Annotated in this window: 14 protein-coding genes; 10 read left to right on the forward strand and 4 right to left on the reverse strand. The window is 56.8% G+C overall.

The genetic code is table 11. The annotated features are described in order from the left end of the window. The 3 genes from RBB62_RS04125 to RBB62_RS04135 all read left to right on the forward strand — a co-directional run bounded on the left by RBB62_RS04125 (position 1) and on the right by RBB62_RS04135 (position 2909). Entirely contained in the window at positions 1-1317 is a 1317-nt protein-coding gene (locus RBB62_RS04125) for a sensor histidine kinase (protein WP_309397328.1), read from the forward strand. Positions 1318-1422: 105 nt separating this feature from the next. Further along, on the forward strand, positions 1423-2013 hold the full coding sequence (gene trmB / locus RBB62_RS04130; protein ID WP_309397330.1) for a tRNA (guanine(46)-N(7))-methyltransferase TrmB: 591 nt from the start codon (positions 1423-1425) through the stop codon (positions 2011-2013). 56 nt (positions 2014-2069) lie between these two features. After that, complete coding sequence (locus RBB62_RS04135) at positions 2070-2909, forward strand: hypothetical protein (RefSeq protein WP_309397332.1); 840 nt, start codon at positions 2070-2072, stop codon at positions 2907-2909. 15 nt (positions 2910-2924) lie between these two features. On the opposite strand, the gene RBB62_RS04140 is transcribed toward RBB62_RS04135, so the two are convergent. Beyond that, positions 2925-3602, reverse strand: a complete 678-nt coding sequence (locus tag RBB62_RS04140) for a hypothetical protein (protein ID WP_309397334.1) — start codon at positions 3600-3602, stop codon at positions 2925-2927. A 64-nt stretch (positions 3603-3666) separates the two neighbouring features. Here RBB62_RS04140 and RBB62_RS04145 point away from each other — a divergent pair, with 64 nt between their 5' ends. From RBB62_RS04145 to RBB62_RS04160, 4 genes are all read left to right on the forward strand, one after another. After that, positions 3667-4032, forward strand: coding sequence for a nucleotide pyrophosphohydrolase (locus tag RBB62_RS04145; RefSeq protein WP_309397336.1), 366 nt, complete (start codon positions 3667-3669; stop codon positions 4030-4032). Between the two features lie 145 nt (positions 4033-4177). After that, positions 4178-4654 (forward strand): DUF4019 domain-containing protein, encoded by a 477-nt coding sequence (locus RBB62_RS04150; RefSeq protein WP_309397338.1) that lies wholly within the window; start codon positions 4178-4180, stop codon positions 4652-4654. 65 nt (positions 4655-4719) lie between these two features. Continuing rightward, positions 4720-5472 carry a TIGR01458 family HAD-type hydrolase gene (locus RBB62_RS04155; RefSeq protein WP_309397339.1) on the forward strand — a complete coding sequence of 251 codons (753 nt, stop codon included), beginning with the start codon at positions 4720-4722 and terminating at the stop codon, positions 5470-5472. Positions 5473-5530: 58 nt separating this feature from the next. Then, positions 5531-6379 carry an alpha/beta fold hydrolase gene (locus RBB62_RS04160; RefSeq protein WP_309397342.1) on the forward strand — a complete coding sequence of 283 codons (849 nt, stop codon included), beginning with the start codon at positions 5531-5533 and terminating at the stop codon, positions 6377-6379. Between the two features lie 464 nt (positions 6380-6843). Here the strand turns inward: RBB62_RS04160 and RBB62_RS04165 are convergent, their stop codons facing one another. Both RBB62_RS04165 and RBB62_RS04170 read right to left on the reverse strand, forming a co-directional pair. After that, entirely contained in the window at positions 6844-9354 is a 2511-nt protein-coding gene (locus RBB62_RS04165; protein WP_309397344.1) for a glycogen/starch/alpha-glucan phosphorylase, read from the reverse strand. Positions 9355-9482: 128 nt separating this feature from the next. After that, entirely contained in the window at positions 9483-10319 is an 837-nt protein-coding gene (locus tag RBB62_RS04170; RefSeq protein WP_309397346.1) for a GumC domain-containing protein, read from the reverse strand. 174 nt (positions 10320-10493) lie between these two features. Between RBB62_RS04170 and RBB62_RS04175 the strand changes: the two genes are divergently transcribed. From RBB62_RS04175 to RBB62_RS04185, 3 genes are read left to right on the forward strand one after another with little or no spacing between them, the layout of a single operon-like run. After that, on the forward strand, positions 10494-10856 hold the full coding sequence (locus tag RBB62_RS04175) for an ArsR/SmtB family transcription factor (protein WP_309397348.1): 363 nt from the start codon (positions 10494-10496) through the stop codon (positions 10854-10856). A gap of 25 nt (positions 10857-10881) precedes the next feature. Then, on the forward strand, positions 10882-11046 hold the full coding sequence (locus RBB62_RS04180; RefSeq protein WP_309397350.1) for a hypothetical protein: 165 nt from the start codon (positions 10882-10884) through the stop codon (positions 11044-11046). Next, the gene (locus tag RBB62_RS04185) at positions 11037-12002 is read left to right on the forward strand and encodes a permease (RefSeq protein WP_309397352.1); all 966 of its coding nucleotides are present in this window, start codon (positions 11037-11039) and stop codon (positions 12000-12002) included. The genes RBB62_RS04180 and RBB62_RS04185 overlap by 10 nt, the downstream gene beginning before the upstream one ends. 129 nt (positions 12003-12131) lie before the next feature. Here the strand turns inward: RBB62_RS04185 and RBB62_RS04190 are convergent, their stop codons facing one another. After that, positions 12132-12977, reverse strand: coding sequence for a hypothetical protein (locus RBB62_RS04190; protein ID WP_309397354.1), 846 nt, complete (start codon positions 12975-12977; stop codon positions 12132-12134). Positions 12978-12996 lie beyond the last annotated feature (19 nt).

Raw genomic sequence — 12996 nt, forward strand, 5'->3', positions numbered from 1 at the left:
ATGACGATTTTTCTCAGCATTGTTTTCGCGGCTCTGGCTGCATTTTTCTACCTTCGCCATCGGAAGGTGCGCAGGATATTGCGCGCGATGGTGGACGCGATTGAGGACCGCCGCGCGTACTTGTTTGACGAGGAGGCGACTTGGGCGCAGGACTTTGGACTAAACCGACTATCGCTTCAGCTCAATGAGCTACTGGCCGAGCATGAGCGTTCGTCCAAGCAAGAGCTTGGCTACCTTCGACAAATTGAAACCACGCTGAGCAATCTGACTGAGGCCGTACTTATCGTGGATGACCGCAGCCTGTTGGTGATGGCGAATTCTGCGGCGCGCCAATTGCTCGGGCTGGGGAGTGATTGCGAAGGGCGCCGCATGGAAGGCATTCTCAAGAGCGCGGGCTTCCTGGAGTTTATGGAGTTGGCGGAGGAGGGATCTGCTCCAGCCTGGCAGGAGATCGAGATCACCCGCGGACGAGACAGCTTGTTCGTGGAGGTGACCGGTGCGCGTATCCCGGAGAGTGACGCTGAGAGCCGGCCGTTAACCCTCTTCGTGCTGCACGATATTACCCGCCTGAAAAAGCTCGAAAGCGTCCGCCGTGAATTCGTGGCCAACGTTTCTCACGAGCTGCGCACACCGGTGACGGTCATTAAGGGCTTCACGGATACCCTGATCGAGGACCACGAGCACCTGCGCAAAGAGGAGCAGATCCGCTTCCTGCAAAAGATCTACAAGAACGTTGAGCGTCTGCATCTGCTCTTGGAGGATTTGCTGACGCTTTCGCGTCTGGAAGGGGAGGCGATTAATCTGAACCGCGAGGAGTGTTCACTGCGCAAGCTGATCCACGACATCACGGAGAACTTCCTGCCACGGCTGAACCTTGATGAGCAAACCCTCGTCTGCGACCTGGACCCCGAGCTGGACAGGGTCAATGTGGACTCGATTAAGATTTCGCAGGTCCTGCAAAACACGTTGGACAACGCCTTGCGCTACGCCAAGGGCTTCTCGCGCATCACCGTTAGGACAAGTCGCGATGGGAATTTCTTTCTGCTGGAAGTTGAGGACGATGGCTGCGGCATCCCCGATAAGGATTTGAGTCACATTTTCGAGCGCTTTTACCGGGTGGATAAAGGCCGTTCGCGTGAGTTGGGAGGCACCGGTTTGGGGCTGAGTATTGTGAAGCATGTCGTGCAGCTGCATGGCGGCACCGTTGCAGCGGGCAATGTGCCTGCGGGCGGTTTACGCATCACTTGTCGGATTCCGATCAAGCCACCGCCGCTCAAGACGTCATTTACTTTCCTCAACCAGGATTCGATGGCGTAGTCGGCTGTTTTGTGGACGCAAACCGGACGTCCATCTCGGTCGGGCAGGGGAGGGGCGTCGTTTTTTGCTTTAATCTTTCGGCGTTCTGCCTAGCACATCAACTGCATGTCTGAAGGATATCAAGAAGCGCTGCGGCAACGCGCGGAACGCATCGAGCGGCTACGGGCCTGGTGTACTGAGCACTTGGGTGGCGCTAGCCGCCGCGTGCTCGAGATTGGCTGTGGTCACGGCCACTTCCTCACCGCCTATGCGGTGGCGAACCCGGAGCAAGCTTGCACGGGCATCGACTTGGTGACGAAGCGCATTGAGAAGGGCAACGCCAAAGCTGAAAAGCGTGACCTTGCCCAACTACGCTTCCTCAAGGCCGAGTTGGGTGAGTTCCTTGAGGCGCTGCCCGAGGGGATGCTGTTCGAACGCGTCTTCATGCTTTTTCCCGATCCTTGGCCGAAGAAGCGGCACTTTAAGAACCGCATGATTCAAGCTTCATTCCTTGAGCGCCTGGCGGAGATCACCACGCCTGATGCCGACTTCTGCTATCGCACCGACCACGAGGGCTACTTCGCCTGGACCGTAGAGCACATTCAGGCCAGCGCGCAGTGGACGATCAAGCAGGAGGCCGAATGGCCACTGGAAGAGCGCTCATTTTTCCAGGACATGATGGAGTCCTGGCAGTCTCTAATCGCGGTGAAGGCGTAGGCGTTTGGCTCCGGTTCGTTACTTTGCGGGTTGTTAAGTGATAGAAATAATTACGCATGGAGCCAGCTGCCAGCAGACAAACCTACGGCATTCCAACGTCTTTACGCTGGTTGATTGTTTTTGCTGCTTCGCTTTTGGGTGGTTTGGCCGTAAAGGCCTGGATTGAGGACTCTGAGCCAGAGGAGTTGTTGGGCTTCCTGGCTATTACGTTTCTGCTTTTGTGGCTCGCTTGGTTGGCCTGGGTGCGGGTGCTGGTTACCGAGGATGGCTTAGAGCAGCGCACCTTGTTGGGCGCTGGTCAGCGCATTTCCTGGGGTGAGCTAAGCGAGATCCGATTTAACCGCTTGGAAACACGGCTAGAGCTAGTTGGCAGGTGTGGGCGGGTTAGCGTTTCCATTCTGGCTCATGATCTGTTGGAGGTGATAAAGCGGGCAAAGAAGGAGCGGCCAGATTTGTTCGAGTCTGATCAACGAGAGTTCCGTCGCCGGGCTGGTCTGGCGCATGTGCTATTGCTGCTGGGCGGAGTCGCGGGGATAATTCTTGGGTTGGTCATGGACTCGACCGAAGTCGAGTGGTGGGAGCGGGGGATCCTGTGTGTGGGTGGTCTTTTCACGGTGCTATGCGCCGTTATGCCGCGTGAGCGACACCTGTTGGTTGAGCCGGATCGCCTGCGCTTTATCAGGAGGTCCGCAGAAATCCAGTTGACGCAGGAAGATGTAAGCTCGGTGGCTTTTGTCAGCGTGCCAGTGGGCTTGAACTTGGAGATGCTTTCGCTCCAGCTGCATCTGGCCAACGGCGAGAAGCGCATGCTGGAGTTTTACGGTGGCGAGCTGTTTTCGCTCTACTGCGCGCTGCGGGCCTGGCAGCTTGCTGCTTTGCCGCGGAGATCGGATTAGGCTCGTGCCTGTTCGCTATTCCCGGTCGACCTGCTTGAGCTCACCTTTCATGGCAATAGTGCCTGTGGACATCGCGTCTCGTATTTCCTCGTAAGCCTCGATTTGGATGGCTGGGCGACCGTCGACTTGGGTGAAGGTTTCCGTCGTCGAGGAGCTGAGCTTGTTGACGGCGTTGGCGACGTTCCAGGTGATGGATTTACCGTCAGGCGAAAGGTAGCCGAGGAAAATGCGCTTCACGCCGTCTTGCTCAACCTCAGTTACGACGCGACCGAACCAGAAATAGGTGAGGGAGGCGGAAAAGGCGATTTTATCACCGGAGGCGTAGACGCTTTGGTTTTTGAGGACGCGGGTTTTGCCGACAAGGTCCCACTCGTAGGTGGAGCGGGTTTCCATGAGGGTGAGGGTTTGACCGCGGAGAGTCTGGATATTGTAATAGCCTTCCCAGACGCCAACGTATTGGTTGAGGAATGTTTCGATTTCCTCCTCGGTGTATTGGCCAAAGCGTTCGTGTGTCTGGAGCTCGCCACTGCTTATTTGGTTTGCCGCCACGAGATCACTCAGGTCGAGCTCGCCGTTGACGGGCATCTCGATCTTGCTCAGGTCCGGGCTGCTGGTCTTTTCGGTTTCGGCCCAGAGCGATACAGCCAAGATGCTAAATGTGAACAGGGCAAACAGTGGACGGTGGAATTTCATGTGTGCATGATGCCGACACGTTACGTCATTGCAAGTTCCGCAATGAGCCCTTATGCCTAGCGGCATGACAGACAGCACCGCCACCGTTCTGAACCTCAAACAGCAGGTGAGCGCCTTTGCCGAAGAGCGCGACTGGCTGCAATTTCACTCGCCCAAAAACATCAGCATGGCGCTGGCGGCGGAGTCTGGTGAGCTGATGGAGCACTTCTTGTGGACCGAGTCCGAGGCCTCGATGGAGCGCGCGCAGGACCCCAAGCGTCGCATCGACATCGAAGATGAGCTGGCCGATGTGGTGATTTACGCCTTGGAATTTGCCAACGTGACCGGCATCGACCTGACTGCCGCAATCGAGGCCAAAATGGCCAAAAACGCCACCAAATATCCTGTGGAGAAAGCCAAAGGGCGCTCCGACAAATACACCGAGCTCTAGGCGAGTGTGTCGCTGCACCCAGGGATTCGCAGCGTGTACAAATGCCAGCCAGGCTGGAACAGCGGTTCGAGACGATCCGCGCCACCATTTCTGATGCCCTTACTTTAACCTTTATCCTTGAGACTTTAATCACAACCATGCGGCTATGAAACGCACGAGGTCTTTCTTCTCGCTAATTTGCCTGGCTATTGTCTTCAGCGCCACCAACGCGCTCCGTGCCGCGCCAACCGTGGAGCTCGCGGCGCGAGAGCAGGCCGATGCTTGGTTAGCCGTTGTGGACAAGGGCGAATATGGTGAAGCCTGGGCGCGCAGTGCGCCGTTTTTCCGTATCCAGATCTCGCGGGAGGAGTTTGTGAAGGCTCTGGAGAAAATCCGTGAAGACTTGGGGGCCGTTGAGAAGCGCCAGCTCATGCGTTTGTTTTACACCGTGCGCCTGCCTGGTTCGCCAGATGCGCATTACGTGATGATCCAGTATAAAACGAAGTTTGCCAACCGGGAGGAGCCCGTGGTGGAGATCATTACGCCGCTGCTGATCAATTCCGATGGCGACCCGGTCCCAGTAGTAGACGACCCGCTGACGGTCAAGGCGGATTGGCAGGTAGCAGGCTACTATATTCAGTAAGCCGTAAAGGAGTTTGCTAAACACGCAGCATTGGGTATGATGGTAGCTGTAAGCAGTAGCCAACCATGTTTTCGGATTGCCAGGCGGTGTTCTTCGACCTCTGCGGCGTTTTGTATGAGGGGGACAGCGTATATCCCGGTGCAGTGGATGCCGTGCAGGCCGCATTGAGGCAAGGCAAGGTCGTCCGATACGTGACAAATACTGCGACTCGCAGCGAGACCGATATCTGTGACAAGCTTTTGCGGCTCGGTTTTCCTGTGGAGGATGGGCAGCTCTACGCCGCTCCCCGGGCTGCCCGAGACTATGTGGCCGCGCGCAACCTACGCCCACTGTGCTTGGTGCACCCGGCCATCTTGGGATACTTTGAGGGCTTGGCCACGGAAGATGAGCCGAATTGCGTGGTCCTTGGCGATGCCCGGGAGGGGCTCCACTATGATGCGCTCAACCATGCGTTTCGCGTTTGTATGAATGGGGCGCCGCTGATCGGTATAGGCCGCAACAAATACTTCAAGGACGCCGGGCAATTGATGCTCGACGCCGGGGCGTTTATTGCCGCGCTAGAGTGGGCCACTGGGGTGGAGGCGGTCATTATGGGCAAGCCAAGCGAGGACTTCTTTTTGCAGATCGTGCATTCAACTGGTCACGAGCCAAAGGACTGTCTGATGATCGGGGACGACGTCAACGGTGACATCGTAGGGGCGGTCAATGCCGGGTTGCAGGGTTGCCTTGTGCGCACCGGTAAGTACCGATCCAGCGATGATGACACCTTGCCGGTCAGCGCGCGGATCGTTGATTCGATTGCGGATTGCATGAACTAGGCCCGTATCAACCGAATGAATAAGATGTGCTAATCTGTTCAATCTATGATAAATATTCATGCCTCCGAATGAAGTTGCACGCTCAGCGCCCTTTTACCAACTTGGCCTCGTGACTCCCCAAAAATTAGCTTACCGTTACTTTGGCGGTGAGGGTAATCCTCCCATTGTCCTGTTGCATGGTCTCCTGGGCTCATCCCGAAACTGGGTGAGCGCCGCGAAGGAGTTGGTCAAAGATTACGAAGTCTTTGCGCTTGATTTGCGCAATCATGGCGACTCGCCCCACTGCGACTCCATGGATTTCGGTGAGATGGCTGCCGATGTTCTGCAATTCCTGGAGGAGCACGAGCTGGATCAAGTCTGCCTTTTGGGCCACAGTCTTGGCGGCAAGGTCGCCATGCGCGTAGCGATGGAGTCCCCGGAGAGCTTGGAGAGCCTGATCATTGTGGACATTGCCCCGCGCGACTACCCGCCCTACCACCAGCGGGATTTCGACGCGATGAACGCCCTGCCACTCGCTGAGTTGACTAGCCGTAAAGACGCCGATGAGCGCCTGGCTGAGCAGGTGCCCGACTGGGCGCAGCGTCAATTTCTCCTGACCAATCTTGCCCGCGAAGGCGACGCCTTCAAGTGGAGCATCAATCTGCGCGCACTCACGGCAGCGCGTGATGTGATGCGTGCAAACTCGATTGGCGCGAGTGATGTTTTCAACGGCGCTACGACCTACATACTCGGTGGGCAGTCGCGTTTTGTGCTTCCGGAGGATTGGCGCATCATCAACCGCCATTTTCCCAAGGCGCGTATCGAACTAATCGATGAATCTGGGCACAATCCGCACATCGAAAAGCGAGACCGCTTCCTGGGCGCCATCGAGCGCCACCGTGAAGTGGACTGGGGCAGCATGGTATGAGTCGTGACGCCATCATCATCTGGGGCGTGGTTGTGCTGGGCGCGATTCTTGTCGGCGTCTGGAAATTCAAGCTGCTCATGGACATCCTCAGCTCGAACTGACTCGTCTCAAATTGTTCCACGTGGAACCCAGCGTGCCGCCCTGGGGTGAGCTTGCCGAATCCCTGGACCCAGAGATTTGCTCTGTGAGAAATGGCTATGCGACCACTCTAAGGGTAGCGGCCAGCGTCCCCGCTGGCCAAGCCTGGAACAGAGAGAAAGATCGAATCGGTCCGCGCTAAACATTGAGAGCAAATATAAGCTTCAGGATAACGCTTTGCTTCCCGCCTGTATCGTGGCCAGCGGGGACGCTGGCCGCTACCTTTATATACATTTGCAATGGACTCCTCGCACGGTCGACTAGCCCACAAAAAAGCCCCGCTCGCACTAGGCAAGCGGGGCTTGGAAATGATGCTTAGCCGACGCTTATGCGGTGACGGCCTTGAGATCCCAGATCTCCTTGGCGTATTGATTGATGGTGCGGTCGCTCGAGAACTTACCGACGCAGGCGGTGTTCATGATCGCCATCTTGGCCCACTTAGCGGTGTCGCGGAAGGCGTCGTCCACGCGCTTTTGGGCGTCGATGAAGGCCTGGTAGTCAGCGCAGACCAGGAACGGGTCGCCGCCGTCGAGCAGGCTGTTACGGGTCGGAGCCAGTGCGTTGGGATCACCCGGCGTGAAGAAGTCCGAGGCGAGCCAGTCGAGCGCGGCCTTCAGGTTGCCATTACTGTTGTAGTAATTGTAGGAGTTGTAACCCGAGGCGCGGAGGCGCTCCACCTCCTCAACGGTGAGACCGAAGATGAAGATATTGTCGTCGCCCACTTCTTCGCCGATTTCCACGTTGGCGCCGTCGAGCGTGCCAATGGTCAGCGCGCCATTGAGGGCGAGCTTCATGTTACCGGTGCCTGAGGCTTCCTTACCAGCGGTGGAAATCTGCTCGGAGAGGTCGGCGGCCGGGATGATCTTCTCGGCCAGCGATACGCGGTAGTTCGGCAAGAAGACCACCTTCAGCTTGTCGCCCACGCGCGGGTCATTGTTGACCTTGTCGGCGATTTTGTTGATCGCAAAGATGATTTCCTTGGCCAGGACGTAGCCCGGAGCAGCCTTGGCGCCGAAGATGATGACGCGTGGCACGAAGTCGCCATCCGGATTTTGCAGGATCTCCTTGTAGCGCGTCAGGATGTGCAGGAGCTGTAGGTGCTGGCGCTTGTATTCGTGGAGACGCTTGATCTGGATGTCGAACAGGGCGTCGGGGCTGACCTTGACGCCGCAGTCCTTCTCGATGATTTCAGCGAGGACGACCTTGTTGTCCCGCTTGATCTTCATGAACTTCTCCTGGAACTTCTTGTCGTCGGCGTATTTGGTGAGGCCCTGGAGCATATCCAAGTCCATCGGCCAGCCATCGCCGATGGTTTCGTCGATAAGGGCGGAGAGTTCCGGGTTGCAGGCCTTCAGGAAGCGACGCGGCGTGATGCCGTTGGTCTTGTTCTGAATCTTGCCGGGATAGAGGTTGTCGAAGCTGTTGAAGAGGTGAGCCTTGAGCAGCTCGGTGTGCAGCGCGGCAACGCCGTTGACCGTGTGGCTGCCGATAACCGCCAGGTAGGCCATGCGGATCATCTTGGGCGTGCCTTCTTCAATGATGGAGAGCTCCATCTTCTTCTTGCCGTCGCCGGGCCACTTGGCTTCGACTTCGTCTTCGAGGAAGCGGCGGTTGATCTCGTAAATGATCTGCAGGTGGCGCGGCAGGACCTTCTCAAATAGCGGCACGGACCACTTCTCGAGCGCTTCGGGCAGTAGGGTGTGGTTGGTGTAGGCGAAGCAACCGCGGCAGATTGCCCAGGCGTCGTCCCAGTCGAGCTTTTCTTCGTCGATGAGGATGCGCATGAGCTCGGCGACGGCCACGGCGGGGTGGGTGTCGTTGAGCTGGATGGCGGCCTTCTTCGGGAAGTCCTCCCAATCGCTGTTCTTCTTCTTGAAGCGGCGGATGATGTCGTGCAGGGAGCAGGTGACAAAGAAGTATTGCTGGACGAGGCGCAGCTCCTTGCCGGACTCGGTGGCGTCGTTCGGGTAAAGGACTTTGCTGATCGTTTCGCTGATCGCCTTTTCGCGGACTGCTTCGGTGTAGCCGCCGCGGTTGAAGGCCTCGAGGTCAAACTCGGTCGAGGCGCGGGATTCCCACAAGCGCAGGAAGTTCACGGTCTGCGCGCCGTAGCCGACAATCGGAATATCCCACGGCACACCGACGATTTCCTTGGCGCCAACCCAGGCCGGAGCCCAGTCCCCCGCGTCGTTGGCCTTGTATTCGACGTGGCCATAAAGCGGCACGCGCACTTCGTATTCCGGGCGCACGATGTGCCACGGATTGCCGTGCTGGAGCCAGTTGTCCGGGCGCTCATGCTGGCGGCCGTTGATGAACTCCTGGCGGAAGAGGCCAAATTCGTAGTGGATGCCGTAGCCGACTGCCGGGTAATCCAGCGTGGCAAGGGAGTCCAGGAAGCATGCGGCGAGGCGGCCCAAACCACCATTGCCGAGGCCCATGTCGACTTCGGCGTCGCCGATCTCGCGCAGGTCCATGCCGAGCTCCTTGAGCGCCTTTTCGGCGATGTCGAACATACCGCAGTTGACGAGGTTGTTCTCCATCAGGCGGCCCATCAGGTATTCCAGCGACAGGTAATAAACGCGGCGGGCGTTGGTGTCGTTGTGAACGCCCTGAGTGGCGATGTAGCGCTCGAGGATGCGGTCGTTAAGGGCGTGGCAGGTCGCAAGCCACCAGTCGCGCGGCGTGGCGGTCTCGGTGTCACGCGCCAGTTCGTGGACGAGGTTTTCCTCAATGCGCTTCTTGAACAACTCCACCGAAGTATCGATGGCGAAAGTTGACTTGGCAGCGGCTTTTTTGGCGGCCTTCTTGGTCGCCTTTTTCTTTTTGGTAGCGGGCATAGTTGCTGGTTGGTGGTGGTGAAAAATTAACAACAGGAACGTCGTTGAAGCAGGCGTTATGCCGTGATTTTATCCGGACGTCAATTGAACTCAAACGACGGAATGCTGAAAATGATTTATGGTCGGTATTAGGCGGGCTCCAGCTGGGCTGGAGGCCTCTTAAATAGGGTGAGAAACGCCGCTACCAGGCAAATGGCCCCTGCGATGAGCGAGGGGCGGCGATTGGGAATGACTTGGGCGTTCTCGACCATGGCTCGGTCGATTAGGCGGATGCCGGCGGAGACGAGCCGTGGGCCGACGAATTCTGCCGAAAGATCGGCGCTCTCTTGCTGATTGAGGCGTAACTTTTCTTGTACGTCACGCATCTCTCCCTCGAGTTTTTTGAAGTCTCTATGATATTTTTCGGTGCTCCGGTCTGTTTTCATGAGCGCCTTAAGCTTTGAGAGCACAACTTCCTGTTGCTCGACGAGGTCAACTCTCTTCTGAAACAGCGATTTTCGCTGACCTTCCACTTCTTCAAGGCCTCTCTCGATTTCGGCTTTGACGCGGAGATTGAGCAACTCCTCGGCATAGAGGTTGGCAATTTGGACGGCATCGTCGATGCGCGGTGATTCGTAGTTAAGGCTAAACACAGTTGTCGTCGGGTAGATTTCAAGTTTTAGCCCGTCACGAAGGTCGTTCAGTAATTCATCGCTGGTTTCTTGGCGGTGGTAAGAAATACTGTAATGCTCTTTGAGCCATCTTTGGGATGTAGATTCAGTGAGCTCGTCACTCGCGACCAATGCGTATATTTCCTTGCGCGTTTCTTTGATCCTGCGGCTCCAGATTTCGTCATCGTTGGGGCCGAGCATTGAGATGCTATTTTTTTGAGGCCAAATTTGCAATGACACCATTGCTTGGTAAGTGGGCGCCGGCACCCAAAACGCAGCAACGAACAGCCCTCCGGCGGCGCCGAGGAGGATCAAGGCCCAGGGGTGCTGCTTGAGTTGGCGTATTTTTCCCTCGATAGCGTATTAGGAAACGATGAAAGCACATTTGTTCGCGGAAATTGGTGACGTTCTTGCGCCGATTCGACCGCCCAAGAAATTTGCGAAAATGATTTGCGCGCGGGGCATATTCCGTCGATGGTATATGCAACAATGGAAGTCGTCAAAATATACAAGTGCCTCTGCGACGAGCAGCGCCTGCGCATCCTGAACCTCTTGCAGGAAGGGCCGCTGTGCGTGTGCCACATCATGGAGGTGCTCGATGCTGACCAAGTGAAGATTTCCAAGCAGCTCCGCTACATGAAGGAGCAGGGCATGGTCGAGTGCGAGCGCAAGGCCCAGTGGATGATTTACCGCCTCGCCGACGCCGATAACCCGCTGCTCCTCGATAACCTCAAGTGCTTGCAAGACAGCGCCGGTGAGAGCCTCCGCTTTGAGGTCGACTTGGCCAAACGCGCCGAGGTCGTGAAGCGCTTTTGCGAGACCTCCCCCGACTACATGGACCAAATTTCCTAAACCGCCATTTTCCAAAATCACCACTATGAGCACCCAAAAGGTAGAAAAAGAAGCGAAGAAACCAGAGGCCAAGCCAGGCTTTTTCACCCGCATCATTAGCAAGCTCGATTCCTCGATGAAGGAAAAGGCCGACGCCAAAGCGCAGCAAAGCTGCTGCGGTGGCGATGGTAAGGGCGGCAAATGCTGCTAGAAAACTCGCTGAACGTCCTCGTTTTTGAATGGATTGGCCTCGACCCGGAATCCCGGTTCGGGGGCGCGGTCCATTTTTTCCTCTACGACACGATCAAGATCTTCCTGCTGCTCGCGGTGATGATCTTCCTGATCGGCGTCGTGCGCACGTGGCTGCCCGAGCACAAGCTGAAGCAGTGGATGAGCAAAGGCGGGCTCTGGGGCAACCTCGTGGCGGCGATTTTTGGCGCGGTCACGCCGTTTTGCTCCTGCTCGTCGATCCCGATTTTCATCAGCCTGCTCAAGGCCGGCGCGCCGCTCGGGGTGACGTTTTCCTTCCTCGTCACCTCGCCGATTATCAACGAATACTTGGCCATCCTCATGGTGGGCGAATTCGGCCTGCCGATCACCATTGCCTACGTGGCCAGCGGGATGCTCGTGGGCGTGTTCGCCGGCGCCGCTATTGGTCGGCTGAAGCTCGAACGTTTCATTGAGCAAGATATGCTCGCCGGAGATGCGGACAAAGACGTCGTCCGTGAATACACCTGGAAAAGCCGCCTCAAGTTCGGCTTCGACGAATCCGCCGACGTGATCAAGCAGATCTGGCTCTGGGTCCTCGTTGGCGTGGGCATCGGCGCATTCATTCACAACTACGTGCCACAAGAGGTGATTCAAAACATGATTGCCGCTACTGGCATCTTTGGCGTGCCAATCGCAACCATCCTTGGTGTGCCGATGTATGGCAGCTGCGCGGCAATTGTCCCCGTGGCCGTGGTCTTGTTCGAAAAGGGCATCCCGCTGGGCACGGCGTTGGCCTTTATGATGGCGATGGCGGCCCTCAGCCTCCCTGAGGCCATCATGCTGCGCCGCATCATCAAGCTCCCGCTCATCGCGATCTTCTTCGGCGTCACCACAATCGCCATCATCGCCACCGGCTACCTCCTCAACTTCCTCGCCAGCATCCTGCTGGACCGGTAGATTTGCGCATTGCGCAAATGGCGGAAGGGCAGACGGCTATTTCAACTGTCTGAGGTGGCGCGGATCGTCCCCGATCCGCAGTTTCAGGCTGACGGCAAAAGGTAGGGCGCAGTAGAAATTGCTAGGCTGCTACTGAGCCAATTCTTCCAGTGATCTCATCCCCGTCTGCGTGGTGGTTTTTCCGCGCCAATACGCACGCATCGCCTTGGTCCAATGCTTGTAGTGTAGAATCGTTACGACGCCTGATTGGCCAACGCGGACCGGCAGGATGTTCTGGGTTATCCGTCGGTCTGGCAGAAATCCACGCCGCACGAAAAATGATGACACGCGATAGGGGTAGCGGAGGCCAAATTCGGCAGGCACGGTCACGCCGCGGTCGCGCGAGTAATCGTCATGAACGACTTGTGCCAACTGCGCCATTTCCGGCGAGCCATCGTAATGAGCCTGTGAGACAATGTCGGCAGCATACTCGAGTTCATTCAGATCGGCTGTGCCGTCTGGAGTGTCTGAGTAGATGATGAATGCGGGCATTGAGCCAATGCCGTAGTTGTATAGTTCGCTATTGGCCTTTACAATACAGCCCCAAGTCCTCTTGCCGCGCCAGTAAGTAAAGGGGTGCATGACGATGTTGGCGATAAGCCCATCGCGGTTAAGGCTACACAGCAGGCCTTGCACGAAATAGAAAATCGTGAAGTCCACCGGGTTGATTCCCGGTAGTGAGCGTTTGACTGACATGCCGCCGGGCTCCAGATGCATTTGCTGCAAGGTTCCTCCAGAGACCAAAGGCACATGATCAAGCTTCGAGCGGATTTTGATGTCGGCAAAGGCGTAAATCCCGAGCACGGGAATGCCGAATGCGACAAAAATAATGCAGCTATCTCTGAAGTTGGCTTCGGCAACGCGCGTAAACCAAAATATCCCGACAAAAGCCAAAAGTAGGGCGGCACGTAGGCCCCATTTTAAGTAGGTAATCATATAATGCTAGTGTTTCAGG

The sequence above is a fragment of the Cerasicoccus maritimus genome, assembly GCA_031296935.1.
Lineage (GTDB): Bacteria > Verrucomicrobiota > Verrucomicrobiia > Opitutales > Cerasicoccaceae > Cerasicoccus > Cerasicoccus maritimus.